At 64.6% G+C, this 17,099-nt stretch carries 33 protein-coding genes; 24 read left to right on the top strand and 9 right to left on the bottom strand.

All coding sequences use genetic code 11. The annotated features are described in order from the left end of the window. Window positions 1-145: 145 nt before the first annotated feature. From KBY86_RS02860 to KBY86_RS02850, 4 genes are read right to left on the bottom strand one after another with little or no spacing between them, the layout of a single operon-like run. Entirely contained in the window at window positions 146-1,225 is a 1,080-nt protein-coding gene (locus tag KBY86_RS02860) for a hypothetical protein (protein ID WP_255140105.1), read from the bottom strand. Window positions 1,226-1,233: 8 nt separating this feature from the next. Beyond that, window positions 1,234-1,779, bottom strand: a complete 546-nt coding sequence (locus KBY86_RS15205; protein ID WP_255140104.1) for a DnaJ domain-containing protein — start codon at window positions 1,777-1,779, stop codon at window positions 1,234-1,236. 3 nt (window positions 1,780-1,782) lie between these two features. Continuing rightward, window positions 1,783-1,884, bottom strand: coding sequence for a hypothetical protein (locus tag KBY86_RS15260; protein ID WP_399221010.1), 102 nt, complete (start codon window positions 1,882-1,884; stop codon window positions 1,783-1,785). 26 nt (window positions 1,885-1,910) lie between these two features. Then, on the bottom strand, window positions 1,911-2,699 hold the full coding sequence (locus tag KBY86_RS02850) for an HNH endonuclease (protein ID WP_255140102.1): 789 nt from the start codon (window positions 2,697-2,699) through the stop codon (window positions 1,911-1,913). Between the two features lie 72 nt (window positions 2,700-2,771). Here KBY86_RS02850 and KBY86_RS02845 point away from each other — a divergent pair, with 72 nt between their 5' ends. The 4 genes from KBY86_RS02845 to KBY86_RS02830 all read left to right on the top strand — a co-directional run bounded on the left by KBY86_RS02845 (window position 2,772) and on the right by KBY86_RS02830 (window position 4,655). Next, window positions 2,772-3,050 carry a type II toxin-antitoxin system RelE/ParE family toxin gene (locus tag KBY86_RS02845; RefSeq protein ID WP_255140101.1) on the top strand — a complete coding sequence of 93 codons (279 nt, stop codon included), beginning with the start codon at window positions 2,772-2,774 and terminating at the stop codon, window positions 3,048-3,050. 4 nt (window positions 3,051-3,054) lie between these two features. Further along, window positions 3,055-3,339 carry a HigA family addiction module antitoxin gene (locus KBY86_RS02840; RefSeq protein WP_198948224.1) on the top strand — a complete coding sequence of 95 codons (285 nt, stop codon included), beginning with the start codon at window positions 3,055-3,057 and terminating at the stop codon, window positions 3,337-3,339. Between the two features lie 543 nt (window positions 3,340-3,882). After that, window positions 3,883-4,155, top strand: a complete 273-nt coding sequence (locus KBY86_RS02835) for a DUF1778 domain-containing protein (RefSeq protein WP_255140100.1) — start codon at window positions 3,883-3,885, stop codon at window positions 4,153-4,155. Further along, the gene (locus KBY86_RS02830; RefSeq protein ID WP_255140099.1) at window positions 4,155-4,655 is read left to right on the top strand and encodes a GNAT family N-acetyltransferase; all 501 of its coding nucleotides are present in this window, start codon (window positions 4,155-4,157) and stop codon (window positions 4,653-4,655) included. The genes KBY86_RS02835 and KBY86_RS02830 overlap by 1 nt, the downstream gene beginning before the upstream one ends. Here KBY86_RS02830 and KBY86_RS02825 read toward each other — a convergent pair. After that, entirely contained in the window at window positions 4,590-4,883 is a 294-nt protein-coding gene (locus tag KBY86_RS02825; protein WP_255140098.1) for a hypothetical protein, read from the bottom strand. The two genes, KBY86_RS02830 and KBY86_RS02825, sit on opposite strands and share 66 nt — an antisense overlap. A 158-nt stretch (window positions 4,884-5,041) precedes the next feature. On the opposite strand from KBY86_RS02825, the gene KBY86_RS02820 reads away from it, so the two are divergent. The 5 genes from KBY86_RS02820 (at window position 5,042) to KBY86_RS02800 (ending at window position 6,726) form a co-directional block, all read left to right on the top strand. Next, entirely contained in the window at window positions 5,042-5,275 is a 234-nt protein-coding gene (locus KBY86_RS02820) for a DUF433 domain-containing protein (protein ID WP_255140097.1), read from the top strand. Beyond that, window positions 5,272-5,625: a DUF5615 family PIN-like protein gene (locus KBY86_RS02815; RefSeq protein WP_255140096.1), complete on the top strand. Its 354-nt coding sequence runs from the start codon at window positions 5,272-5,274 to the stop codon at window positions 5,623-5,625. Before KBY86_RS02820 ends, KBY86_RS02815 begins: the two co-directional genes overlap by 4 nt. A gap of 131 nt (window positions 5,626-5,756) precedes the next feature. After that, complete coding sequence (locus tag KBY86_RS02810) at window positions 5,757-5,966, top strand: addiction module protein (RefSeq protein WP_255140095.1); 210 nt, start codon at window positions 5,757-5,759, stop codon at window positions 5,964-5,966. Window positions 5,967-6,111: 145 nt separating this feature from the next. Beyond that, window positions 6,112-6,378: a nucleotidyltransferase family protein gene (locus KBY86_RS02805; protein ID WP_255140094.1), complete on the top strand. Its 267-nt coding sequence runs from the start codon at window positions 6,112-6,114 to the stop codon at window positions 6,376-6,378. Between the two features lie 18 nt (window positions 6,379-6,396). Beyond that, window positions 6,397-6,726, top strand: coding sequence for a DUF86 domain-containing protein (locus KBY86_RS02800; protein WP_255140093.1), 330 nt, complete (start codon window positions 6,397-6,399; stop codon window positions 6,724-6,726). 47 nt (window positions 6,727-6,773) lie between these two features. Here KBY86_RS02800 and KBY86_RS02795 read toward each other — a convergent pair whose 3' ends face one another. Further along, window positions 6,774-6,944 carry a hypothetical protein gene (locus tag KBY86_RS02795; RefSeq protein ID WP_255140092.1) on the bottom strand — a complete coding sequence of 57 codons (171 nt, stop codon included), beginning with the start codon at window positions 6,942-6,944 and terminating at the stop codon, window positions 6,774-6,776. A 312-nt stretch (window positions 6,945-7,256) separates the two neighbouring features. Between KBY86_RS02795 and KBY86_RS02790 the strand changes: the two genes are divergently transcribed. Both KBY86_RS02790 and brnA read left to right on the top strand, forming a co-directional pair. Then, complete coding sequence (locus KBY86_RS02790) at window positions 7,257-7,520, top strand: BrnT family toxin (protein ID WP_255140091.1); 264 nt, start codon at window positions 7,257-7,259, stop codon at window positions 7,518-7,520. Beyond that, on the top strand, window positions 7,507-7,737 hold the full coding sequence (brnA, locus tag KBY86_RS02785; RefSeq protein WP_015109348.1) for a type II toxin-antitoxin system BrnA family antitoxin: 231 nt from the start codon (window positions 7,507-7,509) through the stop codon (window positions 7,735-7,737). Before KBY86_RS02790 ends, brnA begins: the two co-directional genes overlap by 14 nt. A 68-nt stretch (window positions 7,738-7,805) precedes the next feature. Here the strand turns inward: brnA and KBY86_RS02780 are convergent, their stop codons facing one another. The 3 genes from KBY86_RS02780 to KBY86_RS02770 all read right to left on the bottom strand — a co-directional run bounded on the left by KBY86_RS02780 (window position 7,806) and on the right by KBY86_RS02770 (window position 8,970). Next, entirely contained in the window at window positions 7,806-8,156 is a 351-nt protein-coding gene (locus KBY86_RS02780) for a nucleotidyltransferase domain-containing protein (RefSeq protein ID WP_255140090.1), read from the bottom strand. Between the two features lie 446 nt (window positions 8,157-8,602). Further along, window positions 8,603-8,761: a hypothetical protein gene (locus KBY86_RS02775; RefSeq protein ID WP_255140089.1), complete on the bottom strand. Its 159-nt coding sequence runs from the start codon at window positions 8,759-8,761 to the stop codon at window positions 8,603-8,605. 2 nt (window positions 8,762-8,763) lie between these two features. Then, window positions 8,764-8,970 (bottom strand): addiction module protein, encoded by a 207-nt coding sequence (locus tag KBY86_RS02770; protein WP_255140088.1) that lies wholly within the window; start codon window positions 8,968-8,970, stop codon window positions 8,764-8,766. 473 nt (window positions 8,971-9,443) lie between these two features. On the opposite strand from KBY86_RS02770, the gene KBY86_RS02765 reads away from it, so the two are divergent. From KBY86_RS02765 to KBY86_RS02705, 13 genes are all read left to right on the top strand, one after another. Next, window positions 9,444-9,725, top strand: a complete 282-nt coding sequence (locus tag KBY86_RS02765) for a toxin (protein WP_255140086.1) — start codon at window positions 9,444-9,446, stop codon at window positions 9,723-9,725. Continuing rightward, window positions 9,722-9,991 carry a hypothetical protein gene (locus tag KBY86_RS02760; protein ID WP_255140085.1) on the top strand — a complete coding sequence of 90 codons (270 nt, stop codon included), beginning with the start codon at window positions 9,722-9,724 and terminating at the stop codon, window positions 9,989-9,991. The genes KBY86_RS02765 and KBY86_RS02760 overlap by 4 nt, the downstream gene beginning before the upstream one ends. A 155-nt stretch (window positions 9,992-10,146) precedes the next feature. Then, complete coding sequence (locus KBY86_RS02755) at window positions 10,147-10,395, top strand: CopG family transcriptional regulator (RefSeq protein WP_255140084.1); 249 nt, start codon at window positions 10,147-10,149, stop codon at window positions 10,393-10,395. After that, window positions 10,395-10,760 (top strand): type II toxin-antitoxin system VapC family toxin, encoded by a 366-nt coding sequence (locus tag KBY86_RS02750; RefSeq protein ID WP_255140083.1) that lies wholly within the window; start codon window positions 10,395-10,397, stop codon window positions 10,758-10,760. The genes KBY86_RS02755 and KBY86_RS02750 overlap by 1 nt, the downstream gene beginning before the upstream one ends. Before the next feature lie 211 nt (window positions 10,761-10,971). Next, complete coding sequence (locus KBY86_RS02745) at window positions 10,972-11,265, top strand: DUF1778 domain-containing protein (protein ID WP_255140082.1); 294 nt, start codon at window positions 10,972-10,974, stop codon at window positions 11,263-11,265. Continuing rightward, complete coding sequence (locus tag KBY86_RS02740; RefSeq protein WP_255140081.1) at window positions 11,262-11,762, top strand: GNAT family N-acetyltransferase; 501 nt, start codon at window positions 11,262-11,264, stop codon at window positions 11,760-11,762. The genes KBY86_RS02745 and KBY86_RS02740 overlap by 4 nt, the downstream gene beginning before the upstream one ends. Window positions 11,763-11,904: 142 nt before the next feature. Beyond that, window positions 11,905-12,138 carry a DUF433 domain-containing protein gene (locus tag KBY86_RS02735; RefSeq protein ID WP_255140080.1) on the top strand — a complete coding sequence of 78 codons (234 nt, stop codon included), beginning with the start codon at window positions 11,905-11,907 and terminating at the stop codon, window positions 12,136-12,138. Between the two features lie 12 nt (window positions 12,139-12,150). Continuing rightward, window positions 12,151-12,354 carry a hypothetical protein gene (locus KBY86_RS02730; RefSeq protein ID WP_255140079.1) on the top strand — a complete coding sequence of 68 codons (204 nt, stop codon included), beginning with the start codon at window positions 12,151-12,153 and terminating at the stop codon, window positions 12,352-12,354. Between the two features lie 337 nt (window positions 12,355-12,691). Beyond that, complete coding sequence (locus KBY86_RS02725) at window positions 12,692-13,141, top strand: 2,4'-dihydroxyacetophenone dioxygenase family protein (RefSeq protein WP_094510770.1); 450 nt, start codon at window positions 12,692-12,694, stop codon at window positions 13,139-13,141. Window positions 13,142-13,191: 50 nt separating this feature from the next. Beyond that, on the top strand, window positions 13,192-13,554 hold the full coding sequence (locus KBY86_RS02720; RefSeq protein ID WP_255140078.1) for a CidA/LrgA family protein: 363 nt from the start codon (window positions 13,192-13,194) through the stop codon (window positions 13,552-13,554). Then, a complete protein-coding gene (locus KBY86_RS02715) occupies window positions 13,551-14,237 on the top strand; it encodes an LrgB family protein (RefSeq protein WP_255140077.1) in 687 nt (228 codons plus the stop codon). Before KBY86_RS02720 ends, KBY86_RS02715 begins: the two co-directional genes overlap by 4 nt. Before the next feature lie 150 nt (window positions 14,238-14,387). After that, window positions 14,388-15,938, top strand: coding sequence for a class I adenylate-forming enzyme family protein (locus KBY86_RS02710; RefSeq protein WP_255140076.1), 1,551 nt, complete (start codon window positions 14,388-14,390; stop codon window positions 15,936-15,938). Next, a partial coding sequence (locus KBY86_RS02705) for a hypothetical protein (protein ID WP_255140075.1) occupies window positions 15,928-17,099 on the top strand: 1,172 nt, incomplete at its 3' end. The genes KBY86_RS02710 and KBY86_RS02705, both read left to right, overlap by 11 nt.

Below are 17,099 nucleotides of genomic sequence, written 5' to 3'. Positions count from 1 at the left end.
GGATAGGTTGAGCGATTTGCCAAGAATTCGGGCTGCGAATGTCCTCTTCTGCCCGAAAACAGATGTAGAGAATATAAGTGAAGTGATATAAAGCACATAACAAGGCACTCCAGTCGATCGCTAACGCGCCTGCTGAGTTTACAAGTTAGTACAGCAAGTGATTCCCCTCAAATCTGGCTTGAAGCAGTTCAAGCCGATTCATAAGCTTTTGGAGCTTCTGCTCCTTCCTTTTTTTAACACTGGGTGGCCCATCAAAATGGTTCATCTCATTGCCTAGGAGATAGTCAACAAAGTCTTTGGGCTCGCAAGATTTTGAGCCCATCCACTTATGGAAGTTTCGATGAATACTGCTGCTGATAGCAATCAAGTTTTCTTCGTAGGCTGCCAGGTCGGGACGTGAACTGGCATCAAACAGATGATGCGCCTCTAGTTCAACTGGATGCTGATCGGAGGCTGACGGTTTTTGGCCGGAGACGGCACAGCCAGCACCATCTTTACGGAGCGCCCTCTGCCGAACTTTATCCTTCGCTGTCTTCACCCTCGCTTCGTGGCTTTCGAGCAGCTTTCGCTGGACCTCAAAGCACTCTTCCGCCACATCGGCAACTGCTTTCACCCAAGCCTTTCGTGCTTTGGTGATTCTGCCTTTGTCCCTCATCGTCTTCGCCAGGCGCACGATGCCGCGCTGGCTCCAATGGCGCTGATCGTTGCCCTCAAAGCTATCAAAATGTACACCGATCTCTAACCCCTCAGCACCTTCTAGGCCAGAGCTCTCTTCCTGTATCCGGGTGATGGTGCCAGCCATCCCTTTCCCATTGGTGCCCAGCACCCTGACGACTGAGCGCTGCTCCAGGAAAACAAGATCACCTCGGATCTGGATGGCGCTCCGATCTTGAGTGACTTGAATAATGCGCCGTTTAACGAGTGTGCGTGTCACCCGTGTACGGTGCTGGGTAAAGAACTCATGAATCTTGGCTAAAATGCTCCCACCTTCCTTCTCCTCCAAATACTTCGCCAGCGCCATCACGCCTTCTTCGTAAAAGCGCCGGCTGCGTGCTTGGCCAGGCTCGTATTCAAAGAATTCTCCTTCTACCAACTCCCACTCATCATCATTGTGGGCATCAAAGAACTGGCAGATGCCGTTGAGCTTCTTGGCGCTGATGCCAAGAATTCTGGCGGTCTCCTGAAAGGAGAAGGCATCACGTGATCGCTTGGATGTCGTCGTCATCGGCTTGGTTAAAGGAAGGCAAGGAGGGAGTCACGCATTTTTTGGAGCCGCTCCATGACGCGCGGATCGCCGCCAACATCGGGATGGTGTTCCTTGGCAAGCCTGCGAAAGGCCTCTTTGATGTCCTCGGCGCTCGCTGTTGATGGATCAAGTGAGAACACATGCCATGGTCTGAAGTTTTCTAAGACATCGATGCCGTTAATCGATGTTTTGCCAGTTTTAGCACGCTCGCTATGGGGAACTCCAACCCACTCCCGATAGAGCTTGAGCCAATCGGCCTTTGTTTTGAGATCAAATGTGCGGCCTGCCATCGCGAGGTTGAACTCACTTGACTTACGTAGCTCCGTGGCATTCTTGCTGTCAAACACCTTGCACACTGCCGATCTGAGCTCTGTCAGCGTGAGAACAGGTTCAGGAAACGGCTTTCCGTTGATAAACTCCGCGAACGCCAATAGGCTTTCAGCATCCAAATCCCCAGCCGAGAGGATCTCATCGATCCTTGCTAAGACCGCTGGCCGATCGAGCTTCTTGCGCGTTGGCGTCTTGGTGGCCACGTCTCAGTAGTGCTGTTTGCCCTTGATAACTCCCCGAACGCCTCCGCGGGGGGATTTGTCAACATCTGTTCGCCGGGGGATCAGATGCCAGTGCGCATGAAACACCGTCTGCCCTGCCGCCTCGCCTGAGTTCAGCCCCCCTCTTGCGTTGAGTGAAACCAGCCCAGCGGCTGATCGTGGCGTCCTGGGCACTGAGCTGATCCCGCCGCAGCTTCACCAGCTCCACCACGGCGTTCCACTCCGGCTGGTGCAGCTCCAGCTCCGGCCCCATGGCGACGCGGGATCACCAGGCTGTGCCCCCTCGTTCTCCAGCAGCACCCGGCCGCTGCCCTCCAGCGCGCAGAACACACAGCCCGCTTCGCGGTGGCCGTAGCTGGCCTGCACACCGCGGAAGTCGGTGCGCCCTCTTGCGTAGGCAAACAGCCGTCGCGCTTGCCGGCGTTGCAGCGGAAGCAAAGCGCCTGCAGGTTGCTGATGGCGTCGGAGCCGCCGTGGTTCCTGGGGATGATGGGTGCCACCTCCAGGGCACGCTGGTGTTCATGGGTTCCGCTGCACTCGCAGCGGCCCCGGGCGCGGGTGAGCTCCTGGTATTTCACCGAGCCGCTGATCGGGCTGCGGTGGCGGCTGTGGTGGGCGAACACCTCGTCGCCGCGCTGCTCGCGGAAGGCATCGAGGCGCTGGCGGCAGAGCTCCAGCAGCGCGTCGCGCTCGCCATCGCTCAACGCGTCGCCGCCGATCAGGCTGTCGTGGCCATCGCCATAGGCGGTGATGGCGTTGAGGGTGAACCTGGCCCAGCATGCGCTTTCCAGGATCTGGCGGGCGATGTCCTGTGCTGGGGCGGGGGCCTGGGGACATCCTGGCGGGGGTGTGACGGGGGTGGCACTTGCAAGAGGAGGAACACAGGCAAGCCAGGCCGCCATGTCAGCGAGTGATCGCCTTCACCCGGCCCCACTGCCTGGCGTGCCTACGTCCAGCGGGGGTAAGGTAACGGTGTGATCAGGTCGTTTCGTTGCCGCGACACCCAGGCCCTCTTTGAAGGCAAGCCGGGGCGCCGCTTTGGAGGCTTCGCTCGCGTCGCTTTCCGGAAGCTCGCCATCCTCGATGCGGCCGCCTGCCTCAACGATCTACAAGTTCCACCAGGCAATCGCCTGGAGCCACTCAGGGGGAACCGCCATGGCCAGCACAGCATCCGCATCAACGACCAGTTCCGGCTCTGCTTCATCTGGACGGAAGCCGGGCCAGAGGAGGTCGAGATCGTTGACTACCACTGACGTGATGCTCGTGCCCCCGGGCGAGGTGCTGCTGGAGGAGTTCCTCAAGCCGATGGGGATCAGCCAGTACCGATTGGCGCTGGCCATCAGCGTGCCGGAGAGCCGCATCAACGCGATCGTGAAGGGTCGGCGGGCGATCACCGCCGATACCGACCTGCGCCTCTGTTGTTTCTTCGGCCTGAGCGAGGGCTTCTGGCTGCGGATGCAGGCCAGCCATGATTTGAAGCTGGCCAAGCAAGCCTTGGAAACCGTGCTGCCGGCAATCGTGCCAATTCAACCAATGGCGTGAGCAGGCCTGGCGGTTCAGTGCCAGCAGATGCCGCCTGTCGCTCAGCTGCTCGCCGCCCACCAGGTCGACGGTGCCCTTCTCGCAGCGGGTGATGCCGTTGAAGGTGAACCCGGTCCAGCATGCGCTTTCCAGGATCCGCCGGGCCACGTCGTGCGGTGGGGCGGGGGCATGGAGGGATGCGGGCGGCTGCCGGGGGACCGGGCCAGGTTTGGTTTTGGGCGGCCCGTCAGGCCATTGCCCCTGCTGTGATCCCTTCTGGGGTGGGCGTGATTCGGCTGCAGCCCACCCGGCTCCGGGTGTGGTTATGCCGCCCCAGTCCCCTTCATCCGCAGAACCAATAGGCAGGCCACGGCAACGCCTGGGCCTCATCCAGCGGGGGAACGGACAAGAGCATCCGCTCCACCCCCTTGTCCACTCGCGCTGCCATCACGTTCACCACGACGGCGCCCCAGCGTGATGCCCTTGTCGCCATGCACCATCATCATGTGGATAGACACCGTCTACCTGAAGGGGCTAGGGTGGCTTCAGGCCTGCTGTTCATCCGTGGCTGCCACCCCTCGCCTCAGCTGGAATCTGCGGGTCACGCCCGACGATCAGGCGCTGATTGATCGCGCGGTCCGTACCTCTGGCCTCACCCGAACCGACTTCGTTCTGCAGGCGGCCCGCAATGCTGCCCGTGAACTGCTGGTGCAGCAGGCCTGGCAGGCCGTTTCGCCCGAGCACTTTGACCAGTTTCTCCGCCAGCTCGATGCTCCGCCCAGCCCCACGGATCGCCTGCAGCGCACCATGACGGCACCGAGGCCCTGGCAACGCTGATGGATCTGCTGGCGCCCCAGCCGCTGGCGCAGCACCACAGCACCGTCAGCTTTGACTGCGGTGACTCCAGCCTCGACCACTGGCTCCAGCAGCGTGCCCTGGCCAACCAGCAAAGCGGTGCGACCCGAAGCTTTGTGGTGTGCAACGGCGACGGCATCGTCAAGGCGTATGTGGCTCTGGCCTCCGGGGCGGTGGCCGTGGCCTCAGCCCCTGGGCGTTTCAGGCGCAACATGCCCGATCCCATTCCAGTGGTGGTGTTGGCGCGGTTGGCGGTCTGTCGCAGTGTCCAGGGACGCGGCATCGCTCGCGCCCTGCTCGCCGATGCGTTCGAACGGGTGCTGCAGGCCAGCACACAGATCGGCGTGCGAGGCATCGTGGTTCATGCCGCCTCCGCGGAAGCCCGCAGCTTCTATCTCCACATGGGCTTTGATCCCTCACCCATCGATCCCGACACCCTGCTGATTCGTCTCTCCGATGTGGCGGCCACCTTGCCGTTCTGATCTGTGCGGCGCAGGGCGCAGCGGGGAACCCTGTACTTCACCAAGCCGCTGATCGGGGTGCTTGCGAAAGGCATCGAGGCGCTGGCGGCAGAGCTTCTGCAGCTCGTCGCGCTCGCCATCGCTCAGCTCGTCGCTGCGGATCAGGCTGTCGTGGCCATCGCCATAGGCGGTGATGCCGTTGAAAGTGAACCTTGCCCACCATGCGGTTCCCAGGATCCGCCGGGCCACGTCCTGCGCCTGGGCAGGGGCATGGGGGCATCTTGGCGGGGTGAGACGGGGGTGGCACTGGTGAGGGAGAGGCCCAAAAGACCCTCATGCCAGCGCCGCAACCAGCTCACGGTCGTGATCTGCTGTCCCCCTTAGGCTGGGGAAGCCAGGAAACCGTCATGACAGATCAGCTTGGGCGCATCACCATCAACCCTGAGATCTGCCATGGAAAGCCAATCATCCGCGGCTTGCGTTATCCCGTGGAGATGGTGCTCGAACTGTTGTCAGCTGGGATGAGTGCGGCTGACATTCTTGCCGATTATCCAGATCTCGAGGCTGAAGACATCACGGCAGTGCTTGAGTACGCAACCCAGCTTTCCCGTATTCAGCGGGTTGATCTCCTCTCTGCATGAGGATCCTGCTGGATGCCCAGCTGCCTCGATCTCTCGTTCGGCCGCTGGAGCAATTGGGTTGTGACGTCCTGCACACCCTTGATCTGCCTGATGGGAATCGCAGCGCCGACAACATGATTTCCTCCATTGCCGACAGCGATGGGAGAGTTATCTTCAGCAAGGATGCAGATTTCGTCCGCAATCATCTCTTGCGCGGCACTCCCGCCAGGCTTCTGCTTGTGGCCACGGGCAACATCGGCAACCATGATCTCACCGCTCTGCTGCTTCGTGCTCTGCCGGAGCTGAACCGGCTGTTTGAAACCCATGTCCTCATCGAGTTGAGCCGGAAGGCATTGGTTGTGAGGCATTGAACGTCAGTGAACTCGGCGGTGATGACCCGCATGACCACTTGGCTCATGGGCATCCATCTCTCCAGTCCCTTTGCCCGGCTTCGACCGCGCTTACGGTGGACGTCTTGCCGGGAGGAGTGGCGATGATGCCCATGTCTGACCTGCTGCAACTGCCCCAGAACGAGCGGCTGGCCCTCGCGATCGCCCTTTGGGACTGCCTCGATGACCAGTCCCGTGATGGGGCGCTGCCGGTGGACCCTGCCCTCTGCGCCGAGCTCGACCGGCGCTGGGCGACCCATGTCGCCAACCCCGAAGCGGCAGTGCCCTGGGATGACGTGCGGAGCCAGCTCGGCATCGGATGACCATGCCAGCGGTTCGCTTCCTGCCGGAGGCGGTGGAGGATCTGCTCGAAACCCAGCGCTGGTAAGGATGGCTTGAGCCGGCATTGACAGCAGAATGGGAGCCATGGATCCCAGACAGCCACCCACGCTTCAGCGGCTCAGGCAGATGGCCCCCGAGCTGCTCGCGCTCACAGCCGCCCACGGTGGCCGGGATCTACGCGTCTTCGGCTCTGTGATCCACGGTGCGGCAGGGCTGCAGAGCGACGTGGACCTGCTGGTGGATTTCCCCTCCAGCCCCAGTTTTGAGCAGTACATGGACCTCAAGCTGGCCCTGGAAGACCTGCTCAGCGCTCGGGTGGACCTGGTGACGCGCCGCGGTCTTCGCCCTGAACTGCGGCAGCTGATCGAGCAGGAGGCCATTCCGCTTGCCTGAACGGGGAAGCGCCCGCAATTGGTCGCTGTTCCTCCTGGACATGCAGGGTGCTGCACGAAGATCCTCAGATACAGCCAGGGGCTTACCAAGCAGCACTTTCTTGCAGACGAGATGTTGGTTGACGCCGTACTCCGCAACCTGGAGGTGCTGGGTGAAGCAGCGAAACAGATCCCGCCAGCGGTCCGTGAGCGGCACCCCAAGCTGCCCTGGCGACGCATTGCTGGCCACCGCGATGTTCTAGCGCATGCCTACTTCGGCCTGGAAGAAGACACCATCTGGCAGATTGTTTCCGAGAGCATTCCAGCCCTGGCTGACCAGTTGGACCAAGTGGTTGAGGCTGAGCTCTGATAGCGGCTGTTGCGCCGATTGCGTTGCGCAGATCCATCCCTAGCTGTTCAGCTCCGGATCACGGAAAAACCAACCAGGACGTTCACCGAGCCGCTGATTGGGGTGCGGCGGCCCAGGAGTTCCATGAGCACCAGCGGTTGGTCGTGGGGGTTTATGCGCATGGGTTTGGAGGTGTACTCGCGCAGGCGCTGGTAGGTGGCGGAGGGGGACGGGGGCATGGAGTGATGGTGGAGGCTGCCGGGCGACTGGGCCAGGTTTGGTTTTGGGCGGCCCGTCAGGCCATTGCCCCTGCTGGGATCCCTTCTGGCGTGGGCGCGTGGCGGCTGCAGCCAACCTGGTTCCGGGTGTGGCCGTGCCGCCCCAGTCCCCGACCCGTGCTCTCGACCGTGGCGTGGAAAAGGGCCCGTCGTTGTGAGGGTGGACGGCCGGCAGAAGGGAGAGAACCGGGATCCAACAGCTTGTCCCGAGGACGGGGGCTTTCTGATTTGGAGATGCGCCAGAGAGCCGAAAAGGTATAGAATAAGCACCCTATGGAGTTCGCGTTCGATCCGGTCAAGAGTGACTCCAACCTTGCCAAGCACGGCATCGACTTCCTTGCTGCCCAGCAGCTCTGGAACGATTCGGAGCTCCTGGAGGTTCCGGCCCGCACCACCGGAGAGCCAAGATTTCTAGTGATCGGCAAGATTGGCCTCAAGCACTGGTCGGCCGTGATCACCTATCGCGACCGGTGCATCCGATTGATTTCCGTTCGGCGGTCCAGACCAGAAGAGGTGGAGCTCTATGAACAGTTCTGATTTCGATCAACGTTTCGATGCCGGCGAGTCCGTGCTCGACGCCCTCGACCTCGGCGGTGCCCGTCGCCGTCGGCTGGAGCAGAAACGCGTCAACGTTGACATCCCCGTGTGGATGATCGACCAGCTCGATCGCGAAGCCAGCCGCCTCGGCGTCACCCGTCAGTCGATCATCAAGGTGTGGCTCGCGGAGCGGCTGGAGCAGCGGACGTCTGCTTGAACCCCGAGCTGTGGCTTCTATCCAGAAGGGTGAAGCCGCACCCAAAGGGATCGAGCAGCCGCAGCGCTTCAGGCCTGGCCATCGAGCAGAACGCCTTCTCGCAGGGCCTCGCACACCAGGGAGCCTGGCTCTTTGGCTCGTCGGGCCACTTCGCTGCTCGAGTGGAGCACCAGGTCGACCGACAGATCCGGCTGGGCCACGGCACCCCACAGGTCAGCGAGCAGCGCAAAGCGGTCGCGTTGCGCCAGCCAGGCATCAGGCACGGTGATCAGCAGGTCCACATCGGAATCGGCCCGGCCATCACCTCGGGCCCTCGATCCGAACAGACGGACATCGGCAGCGGGAATCAGCTGGCGAATGCCGGCAACCATGTCCGCCAGCCTCGGCTCGATCGGTTTGGAGGCTGTGGTGGCAGTCATCTCTCCATTCTGACGGCCACTGGCTTCGCCCGGTAGCAGGCACACCATCGCTGCGGTCTGGATGAACGCGCGCAGGCGAAGGCTGTCGGGCGACCGGGCCAGGTTTGGTGTTGGGCGGCCCGTCAGGAGGGCGACCCTGCTGGGATCTCTTCTGGCGTGGGGTTGAGCGGCTGCAGCCAACCTGGCTCCGGGTGTGGATATGCCGCCCCAGTGCTGGACCTACGCTCGCAGCACGCCTCGGCCAGGGAAACAAGGGCTCCAGCCACATCTGATGGTGGTTATGGCCTCGGAGACCACCCATCTCAAGGTGTGGAGCGTTGCCTCCAGAGTTTTGGATCACGGCCGCAATGCAGAACGGCCAGCACCACGATGATGTCCTGCCCGGGAACCGGCAAGTAGATGATGCCGTAGGGGAAGCGCCGGATTAGAGCTCTGCGGGTGCCGCGTTAGCCGACGGAGTAAGCCTCAGGGTTGCTGCGGATGCGATGGAAGGTCACGCGCACCTGTTCCAGAAAAAGCCGACCCAGGCCCTGCTCCTGAGATTCGTACCAGCGGGCCGCAGCCTCGAGATCGAGCTGGGATTCCGGGCGCAGCCGAAGCACCATGCTCAGAGGGTCTGCTCCAGGGAGTCCAGCACCGCATCTGCATCAAGGCCTGGGTCGCCGTCCGCCAGGAAGTTCTCCAGCCGCTGATCAATCAGCTGCCGATCGGCTTCCGTGAGTTCAGGGCCGATCTGTTCAGTGGCGATTGAGTCCCAAAGGGCCTGTACCAACTCCAGGCGTTGCGCCAGGGGCAGGGCCAGCAGGTCATTCACCACATGCCGTGCCGGCAGAGCCGGAGACCAGATGGTTTGACGGTAGCGGGGGCCTGCAGATGCGTCGCCCTCGCAGCCCTAGCGCTTTTCCGGCAGCACCTTGCCCACCATGCGCTTCCCATGATCCGCCGGGCCACGTCCTGCGCCGGGGCAGGGCAGCCTCCTGCCAGGCAACGCCGTGGCCCAGCAGTTCCAACCGCTGCGCGGAAGCCTTCGGCTAGAGCATCAGCGGTTGGTCGATGGGTCTCATGCGCATGCGTTCGGCGATGAACGCCCTCAGGCGAAGGAAGGCAGCAGAGGGGCTGGAGGCCATGGAGTGATGGTGGCGGCTGCCGGGCGACCGGGCCAGGTTTGGCTTTGGGCGGCCCGTCAGGCGATCGCCCCTATTGGGATTCCTTCTGGCAATGCCGCCCTAGCCTCCCACCCACCCAAACGCTGATGACAAAAGGCACACAGGGTCTTATGGTGTTGCCATGAAGCCCTTTCGCTGGAGCGCAGGCAAGAACGAGGTCCTTCAGCTTCAACGAGGCGTTTCCTTCGAGGCCGTGGTGGTTGCCATCGAATCCGGTGATCTGCTCGACATCGTTGAGCATCCGAATCAGGCTCGATACCCAGGCCAGCGCATTCTTGTCGTTCTGATCTCCGGCTATGCCCATCTGGTGCCTTATGTCGAGGCCGACGATCACCTCTTTCTCAAAACCATCATTCCCAGCCGCAAAGCCACCATCGCCTACCGCCCAGGAGACGCACCATGAACCCTCTTGATCACGAAGAGCAGGAGATCCTGGAAGCCTTCGAAGCGGGCACGCTCCGTTCGGTGGCTACTGCTGCAGAGCGCTCCCGCCTGGAAGCCTCCGCAAGGTCAACGGCCACCAAGGATCAGCGCATCAACATTCGCCTCACCAGTGAGGATCTAGGCGCCTTGCGTGCCCGTGCCCTGCAGGAGGGCATGCCCTACCAGACCCTGATCAGCAGTGTCCTTCACAAGTACGTGAGCGGCAGGCTTCTCGATCGCCCCTGAGCGTGTGGAGCTTCGTGGCTTAGGGCGGCCCGTCAGGCCATTGCCCCTGCTGGGATCCCTTCTGGCGTGGGAGAGCTGCGGCTGCAGCCAACCCGGCCAGTCGTTCGTGATTGTCCATGCCTGCGGTGTGTGGTGCATACACCAGGAGGTTGGCCATGCAGCGCACCCGGATCTACCTGTCGGAGCCGGAGCGGCAAGGCCTGTTGGCCCTGGCCCAACGCAGCGGACGCAGCCAGAGCGCCCTGATCCGCGAAGCCATCGATCGCTTTCTCGAGAACAAACAGCCTGAAGAGCGGCTCGCCAAGCTTCGAAAGGGAAGGGGCCTCTGGTCAGCCGGAACTCGTCCGCTGGATGGGCTGAAGTTGCGCCAGGAACTTGACCGCATCCCCCCCGAAGGCGGCTGATGCCGTCCGCCGCGAACGGCTTGCTCGTCATCGACACGGATGTCTTGATCGACTATCTCCGCGATCAGCCCCTGGCGGCCTCTGTGGTGTCGATCGCTGAGCTGTCTGTGGGTGTGCGCGAGGGGGTGGAGCGCCAGCGGTTGGATGCCTTTGTGTCGGCCTTCGAGGTGCTGCCGCTGGAGAAGGAGGCGGCGATGCAGGCGGGGCTGTGTCGCCGTCAGTACGGCCGCAGCCATGGCACGGGCCTCGCGGAGGCCTTGATTCCCGCGTGTGTGCAGGCTGCCGGAGCAACTCTGGCCACGCTCAATCGACGCCATTTCCCGATGCTGGCCAATGTGCTGGTTCCCTATGCAAAGGGAGGGTGATCCTGAGCAGGCCCTGAGCAGCTGCCGCTGGGGCAACACCAGGGGCATGGGGCAGTTCCGCTGGGGTGAGACGGGGGTGGCACTTGTGGAGCGGAAGCCCTGTCGCGATGCCATGTCCTCCGTCATGCCCTGGGCCAAGCCTTGCGGGACGCCCTTGCGTGCGTCGTTTGTACTAACGTTGTCCAGCTACTCAAGGTGGAGACGGTTCGCCATGGCTGCCATCGGAGCTTCGCCTCCTGCGCGCTCAGCCCGGCTCGGCCTGCGCGCCACGCCGGAACAGGAAGCCGTGCTGCGCCGTGCCGCCGAGGTGACCCACAAGTCGCTCACCGACTTCATCCTCGACAGTGCCTGTCTCGCTGCCGAGCAGACGCTTCTTGATCAGCGCCTGTTCATGGTCTCGGGCTCCCAGGCCCAGGCCCTGATGGATCTGCTGGACCGCCCCGAACAGACCAACGAGGGTCTGCGTGATCTGTTCGCCAGGCAGGCACCCTGGGACGCCCATTGACCTGGCGGCCGCCGGAGCCGCTGGCCGTCCAGCACCGGCTGGAAGGCTTTGACTGCGGCAGGCCCACTCTGAATCACTGGCTACTGCACCACGCTCGCCAGGCTCAGACCAGTGGCTCCACCCGAGCGTTCGTCGTCGCCGACCAGGCGAATAGCGTCGCCGGCTACTTCAGCCTCACCGTGGGCCAGGTCGACACGTTGGAGGCCCCAGAGCTCATCCGTCAGGGCATCGGGCGATTCCCCCTGCCCGTGGTCATCCTGGCCAGGCTCGCCGTGTCACGGGAGAACCATGGATGTGGCCTCGGAGTCGGGATGCTTCAGGACGCGATCCGTCGGACGTTGGTGATCGCCGAGCAGGCCGCAATTCGGGCGATCCTGACCCATCCCATCGACGAAGACGCGGCACGCTTTTACACACGGTTCGGTTTCACTGCATCTCCGCTGCGCCAGCAGCAACTGCTTCTGCTGCTCAAGGACGCTAGGAAGATCCTCCAGTAAGCAATGGGGGCATCTTGGCGGGTGTGAGACGGGGGGTGGCACTGGTGAGGGAGAGGCCCAAAAGATCCCCATGCCAGCGCCACAACCAGCTCACGGTCGTGATCTGCTGTCCCCCTTAGGCTGGGGAAGCCAGGAAATCGTCATGACAGACCAGCTTGGGCGCATCACCCTCAACCCTGAGATCTGCCATGGAAAGCCAACCATCCGCAGCTTGCGTTATCCCGTGAAGATGGTGCTCGAACTGTTACCAGCAGGGATGAGTGCGGCTGACATTCTTGCCGATTATCCAGATCTCGAGGCTGAAGACATCACCGCAGTGCTTGAGTACGTAACCCAGCTTTCTCGTATTCAGTGGGTTGATCTCCTCTCTGCATGAGGATCCGGCTGGATGCCCAGCTCCCTCGATCTCTCGTTTGGCCGCAGTCATCTCTTGCGCGGCACTCCCGCCAGGCTTCTGATTGTGGCTACAGGCAACATCGGCAACCAGGATCTCAGCGCTCTGCTGCTTCGTGTTCTGCCGGAGCTGAACCGGCAGTTTGAAACCCATGTCCTCATCGAGTTGAGCCGGAAGGCATTGGTTGTGAGGCATTGAACGTCAGTGAACTCGGCGCCGATGAACCGCTTGACCACCTGGCTCATGCGCTTCCGCTCGTCGACGTAGTGCCGTAGGCGCTGGTAGGTGGCGGAGGGGGGCGGGGGCATGGAGCGATGCTGGCGGCTGCCGGGCGGCCGGGCCAGGTCTGGTTGTGGGCGGCACGTCGCGCCAGTCCCCTTGCTGGGATCCCTGCTGGTGTTGGCGTTTGGCGACGGTCGCAGACCTGCGCCTTTCTCCGCGCCAATGGCTGGAAGAGAATGGGGGCACAACGGCAAGACCAAGCGGAACCATGTTGATCGGAGTTGATGGTGATCACCCCATTCACAGGGAGTGGATGGAGCAGGCTCCTTCGGCGGTGCATCTCGGCGCCGACGATCTGCCATTCGTGGACATTGGTGCCGGCAATCTGCTGCGGGTGCTCCAGGTGTTTCCCACCGAGAACGTGTGGGTCACCGAGAACATCTTCATGAAAGATTTCGAAAGCCCGATGCACATGCACACCGGCAGTGTGTGGGGCCATACCTTTTCCGGTTCCTGGAAGTACCTGGAATCGGATTTCGTCAACCGTGCCGGCTCCTTTCTGTTCGAACCCGCTTCATCGGTGCACACCCTCAAGATCCTTGAGGACAACACCCACGTGCGCTGGCACATCCATGGCGCCAATCTCAACATCGACGCCGAGGGATCCATCGCCAGCATCGTCTTCGGCAAGGCGCGCCTCGACACCTACCTGAAGCTGTGCGAGGAGCAGGGATTCGGACGGCCTCCCGTGCTGGTGCTGTGAGCGCTCCCCAGGGCGGCCCATCACGGAGCCCGGTCCTCCGCCCCATCACCGTGCTCGCCCTCCAGTTCGCGGGCCTGATCGCCATCGACCGGGTGGCGATTGTGATGACGCCCCATCTGCCGCTGCCGCTTCCCTCCAATCTCGTCGGCATGCTGCTGCTGGCCCTGCTGCTGCTCACCGGGCTGGTGCGGGAGTCGTGGCTGGGGCAGGCGGCGGCTCTGTTTCAGCGTCACCTCGCCTTCTTCTTTGTGCCGATCGCGGTGGGGCTGATGGCCTACGGCAGCCTGCTGCGCAAGCACGGGTTGATGCTTCTGCTGGTGATCCTGGTCAGCACGGCGGCAGGAATCGCAGCGGCGGGTTGGATCGGCGCCCGGCCCGCTCTCAGGGAACGGCCGCCGGCGCCCGCGCCATGACCCTCACCCTCCTGGGCATCGCGCTCACGGTGCTGGCCTATGCGCTGAGCCGCTGGATCAACCGCCGCTATCCCTCGCCCCTCACGGTGCCGGTGCTGCTGAGCACCCCCATGGTGATGGTGGCGATCATGTTGGCCGGCAGCGGGCTGGACGGCTACCGCGGCGCGAGCGACGCCATCACCTGGTGGCTCGGGCCCGCCACCGTATCGCTGGCCGTGCCGCTGCATCGCCATCGCCAGGTTCTTCTGGATCATGGCGTCAGGGTGGCGGCGGCCGTGGTGGGCGGCACCCTGGTGGCCATGGTCACAGCCGTGACCCTGGCGCGACTGCTGGGGCTGGACGTCCCACTCCAGGCCGCCCTGGGCCTGAAGAGCGCCACGGCCCCGGTCGCCATCGCCCTGGCCCACCAGGTGGGTGCCGACGCTCCCGTGGTGGCGGGCATTGTCGTGGCATCGGCGCTGCTCGGCACGATTCTCGGTCCGTCCTTGCTCACCCACCTTGGGGTCCGCAGCCCCCTTGGTCGGGGGCTGGCGCTGGGGACCATCTCTAGCGGCCAGGGAGTGGCCCAGGCGTTCCGCGAGGGAGAACTCACCGGCGCGATCGCCTCCGTGGCCATGGCTTTGGCGGCCGTGGCGGTGGCGTTGCTGGCCCTGCCCCTGGCGCTCTGCCTCGGCCGCTCCTGAGCGGCTGGAGGTCCATGGGTTCCAACCGGCATGTGAGGTGGTGCTGGCAGGGGTGGCTGGACCTGCCCAGGCGCTGATCGGGACGCGCTGCCGCAACGGCTCCTGCGCGACCCCAAACCGCTGCCAGAGTGGGCGGGCGAGCGGCATTCCATGCCCCACCACGGCCCGCCCCTGGCCCCATCCATCGACCTGAACCGCCTCCTGGCGGCCGGCCTGGGGCGCGACCCGGCGGCACCGGCGCTGCAGGACCTGCACCACAGCATCGGCTGGGCCGAGCTCGATCGGCAGGCGGAGCAGCTGGCCAGGGCCTATCAGCGGCTGGGTCTGCGGCGGGGCGACCGGCTCGCCTCCCTGATTCCCAACCGGGTGGAGCTGGTCGTCCACTACCTGGCCGGCCTGCGCAGCGGCCTGGTGCTCACCCCGCTCAACTACCGCTATGTGTCCCCGGAGATCGACCATGCGCTGACGGTGAGCGGCGCCGCAGCCCTGGTGTTCCACGGCGAACGGCTGGCCGATCTGCAGGCCAGCGCCGTGGCGGGCCAGCTGCCCCTTGGCTGCCACCGGATCGACGATCCCACCGGGTTCGACGAGCTGCTGGCCGCGGCCCCCGCCGGCGGCGAGGCCCTGCCCTGGCCCCCCCTGGCCGACGACGAGCCCTGCTTCATCCACTTCACCTCTGGCAGCACCGGCCGGCCGAAGGGCGTGACCCACAGCCGGGTCAGCTTCGCCGCCGTGCTCACCTCGCTGATCCAGGCCGTCGCACTGCGGCCCGGCGAGGAGGTGCTGGCCGGCAGCTCCCTGGCCCACATCGCCTCCAGTGCTCTCGTGCTGGCCGCCCTGGCCGCCGGCGCCACCGCCGCGATCGCCAGCCGCATCGATGCGGCCACCGTGGAAACCCTGCTGCGGCGCCACCGGCCCTCGCTGCTGCTGATGCTGCCCGCCGCCCTGTTCGAGCTGCTGCGCGATGACCAGCTCCAGCAGACGGATCTGGGCTCGGTGCGGCTCTGCATCAGCGGCGGCGACAAGGTGCCCCATCAGTTGCAGGAGGATTTCCGCCGAGCCGCCGGCTTCGGGATCGACGAATGCTTCGGCATGAGCGAGATCGGCTACGCCACCCTGGCGCCCCCGTCGGGCCAGAACCGGATCGGCTCCGTCGGCCGGCTCTGCCCGGGGTTCAGCGCCAGCCTGCGCGACGAGGACGGCACCGAGGTGGCCACGGGCGAGCAGGGACGCCTCTGGATCCAGGCCCCTTCCCAGATGCTGGGCTACTGGGACAACCCCCAGGCCACCGCCGACACCATCCGGCAGGGCTGGCTGGACACGGGCGATGAGATGCGCATCGACGCCGACGGCTACGTCTGGTTCTGCGGCCGCCGCAAGCAGATCATCGTCCACGACAGCTCCAACATCTGCCCCCAGGAGGTGGAGGAGGCGCTCTCGGAGCATCCGGCTGTGGATCTGGTGGGAGTGATCGGCATCCAGGACCCGGTGCACGGCGAGAACGTGCGGGCCTACATCACCCTCCGCCCGGACCAGCCCGCCCCCAGCGAAGCCGAACTGATCGCCTTTGCCCGGGCCCGCGTTGGCTACAAGGCGCCGGAGGAGATCCGCGTGCTGCCTGAGCTGCCCCTCACCCCCGTGGGCAAGACCGACCGGCTGGCCCTGCGTCAGCTGCCGGCGGAGGGGCTGCATGCCGGTTGAGGCCTCCCTGCTCGACTGGATCGGCAACCGCGGCCGCCGCTGCAGCGTCGGCGAGGCGGCCGCAGGCACCGGGCTGTCCCTGCAGGAAATCGAGCCGGGGCTGCTGGCCCTTGTGGCCGAAGTGTCCGGTCGCCTGCAGGTGGCCGAGGACGGCACCTTGCTGTTCGTCTTCCCCCCCGCGCTGCGGATGCGGCTGTTGGCCCGCAGCGGCCGCCGGCGCCTGCAGGCCCGGCTGCAGGTGGCCCTGCGCCTGGCCGCCCGGCTGATCCGGCTCAGCTTCGGGCTGGTGCTGCTGCTGGTCACCACCCTGGTGGTGCTGATCCTGTCGGTGCTGCTGATCGTGCGGCTGTTTACCAGCGACGACGGCGACGATGCCGGTCTGGCGTTGTTGCAGGGGCTGGCCCAGGTGCCCCTCTCGATCCTGGATCTGCTCGCCTCCGGCATCAGGGCCCCGGCGGCGCGCGAGAGCTCCTCCTCCGTCACGCCGCAGCAGCTGTGGAGCCTGCTCTGGGACCTGCCCGGCGAGGGCGCTGATCCGGCCGCCCTGGGCTTCCTCAGCGCCGTGTTCTCGATCCTGTTCGGCGATGGCGATCCCAATGCCCGCTTCGAACCGCAGCGCTGGCGCCGCATCGGCGCCTTCCTGCACAAGCGCGGTGGCGTGGTGATCGCCGAGGACCTCGCCCCCCTGCTCGATCTACCCGACTGCCCCTCCGATCCCGACCGCCGCCGTGACCTCGCCGATGCCGCCATGCTGCCGGTGCTGCTGCGCTTCGACGGCCGCCCCGAGGTGAGTGAGGACGGGGATCTGATCTATGGCTTCCCCTCCCTGCCGGCCAGACCGGCCCGCGCTGATGGGCCGGTGCCGCCCCTGCGTGAGCGGGCCTTTCGCTTCAGTCGGGCCGGACGCGGGCAACGGGTCGCCTATAGCGCTGCCGTCGGGGCCCTGCTGGTGCTCTCGCCGTGGCTGCTGGCGATCACGCCCACCTGGCTGCCTCCCGTGGCCTGGCTGGCCCGATTCGCCATCGGCTACGCCCTGTTACTGCTGCTCCTGCCCCTGGCCCGCCTGCCGCTGCAGCACTGGCGCAACCGCGCCATCGCCGCCCGCAATCTCCGCCGTCAGGCCTGGGCCCAGGCGGCCCGCCACGCCGATCCCCAGCTGAA

Origin of the sequence: Synechococcus sp. Lug-A (assembly GCF_024345655.1) — a bacterium.
Taxonomy (GTDB): Bacteria; Cyanobacteriota; Cyanobacteriia; order PCC-6307; family Cyanobiaceae; genus MW101C3.
Note: the sequence above shows the minus strand (reverse complement) of the source record. Positions and strands in the feature narration are given on the sequence as shown.

Bases quoted from the DNA above. Each gene is read 5' to 3' on its own strand.
- KBY86_RS02860 (WP_255140105.1), bottom strand. From the start codon at position 1,225: ATGACGACGACATCCAAGCGATCACGTGATGCCTTCTCCTTTCAGGAG.
- KBY86_RS02850 (WP_255140102.1), bottom strand. From the start codon at position 2,699: ATGGCGGCCTGGCTTGCCTGTGTTCCTCCTCTTGCAAGTGCCACCCCC.
- KBY86_RS02840 (WP_198948224.1), top strand. From the start codon at position 3,055: ATGCTCGTGCCCCCGGGCGAGGTGCTGCTGGAGGAGTTCCTCAAGCCG.
- KBY86_RS02830 (WP_255140099.1), top strand. From the start codon at position 4,155: ATGGATCTGCTGGCGCCCCAGCCGCTGGCGCAGCACCACAGCACCGTC.
- KBY86_RS02820 (WP_255140097.1), top strand. From the start codon at position 5,042: ATGACAGATCAGCTTGGGCGCATCACCATCAACCCTGAGATCTGCCAT.
- KBY86_RS02815 (WP_255140096.1), top strand. From the start codon at position 5,272: ATGAGGATCCTGCTGGATGCCCAGCTGCCTCGATCTCTCGTTCGGCCG.
- KBY86_RS02810 (WP_255140095.1), top strand. From the start codon at position 5,757: ATGTCTGACCTGCTGCAACTGCCCCAGAACGAGCGGCTGGCCCTCGCG.
- KBY86_RS02805 (WP_255140094.1), top strand. From the start codon at position 6,112: ATGGCCCCCGAGCTGCTCGCGCTCACAGCCGCCCACGGTGGCCGGGAT.
- KBY86_RS02795 (WP_255140092.1), bottom strand. From the start codon at position 6,944: ATGCCCCCGTCCCCCTCCGCCACCTACCAGCGCCTGCGCGAGTACACC.
- KBY86_RS02790 (WP_255140091.1), top strand. From the start codon at position 7,257: ATGGAGTTCGCGTTCGATCCGGTCAAGAGTGACTCCAACCTTGCCAAG.
- brnA (WP_015109348.1), top strand. From the start codon at position 7,507: ATGAACAGTTCTGATTTCGATCAACGTTTCGATGCCGGCGAGTCCGTG.
- KBY86_RS02780 (WP_255140090.1), bottom strand. From the start codon at position 8,156: ATGACTGCCACCACAGCCTCCAAACCGATCGAGCCGAGGCTGGCGGAC.
- KBY86_RS02775 (WP_255140089.1), bottom strand. From the start codon at position 8,761: ATGGTGCTTCGGCTGCGCCCGGAATCCCAGCTCGATCTCGAGGCTGCG.
- KBY86_RS02765 (WP_255140086.1), top strand. From the start codon at position 9,444: ATGAAGCCCTTTCGCTGGAGCGCAGGCAAGAACGAGGTCCTTCAGCTT.
- KBY86_RS02760 (WP_255140085.1), top strand. From the start codon at position 9,722: ATGAACCCTCTTGATCACGAAGAGCAGGAGATCCTGGAAGCCTTCGAA.
- KBY86_RS02755 (WP_255140084.1), top strand. From the start codon at position 10,147: ATGCAGCGCACCCGGATCTACCTGTCGGAGCCGGAGCGGCAAGGCCTG.
- KBY86_RS02750 (WP_255140083.1), top strand. From the start codon at position 10,395: ATGCCGTCCGCCGCGAACGGCTTGCTCGTCATCGACACGGATGTCTTG.
- KBY86_RS02745 (WP_255140082.1), top strand. From the start codon at position 10,972: ATGGCTGCCATCGGAGCTTCGCCTCCTGCGCGCTCAGCCCGGCTCGGC.
- KBY86_RS02735 (WP_255140080.1), top strand. From the start codon at position 11,905: ATGACAGACCAGCTTGGGCGCATCACCCTCAACCCTGAGATCTGCCAT.
- KBY86_RS02730 (WP_255140079.1), top strand. From the start codon at position 12,151: ATGCCCAGCTCCCTCGATCTCTCGTTTGGCCGCAGTCATCTCTTGCGC.
- KBY86_RS02725 (WP_094510770.1), top strand. From the start codon at position 12,692: ATGGAGCAGGCTCCTTCGGCGGTGCATCTCGGCGCCGACGATCTGCCA.
- KBY86_RS02715 (WP_255140077.1), top strand. From the start codon at position 13,551: ATGACCCTCACCCTCCTGGGCATCGCGCTCACGGTGCTGGCCTATGCG.
- KBY86_RS02710 (WP_255140076.1), top strand. From the start codon at position 14,388: ATGCCCCACCACGGCCCGCCCCTGGCCCCATCCATCGACCTGAACCGC.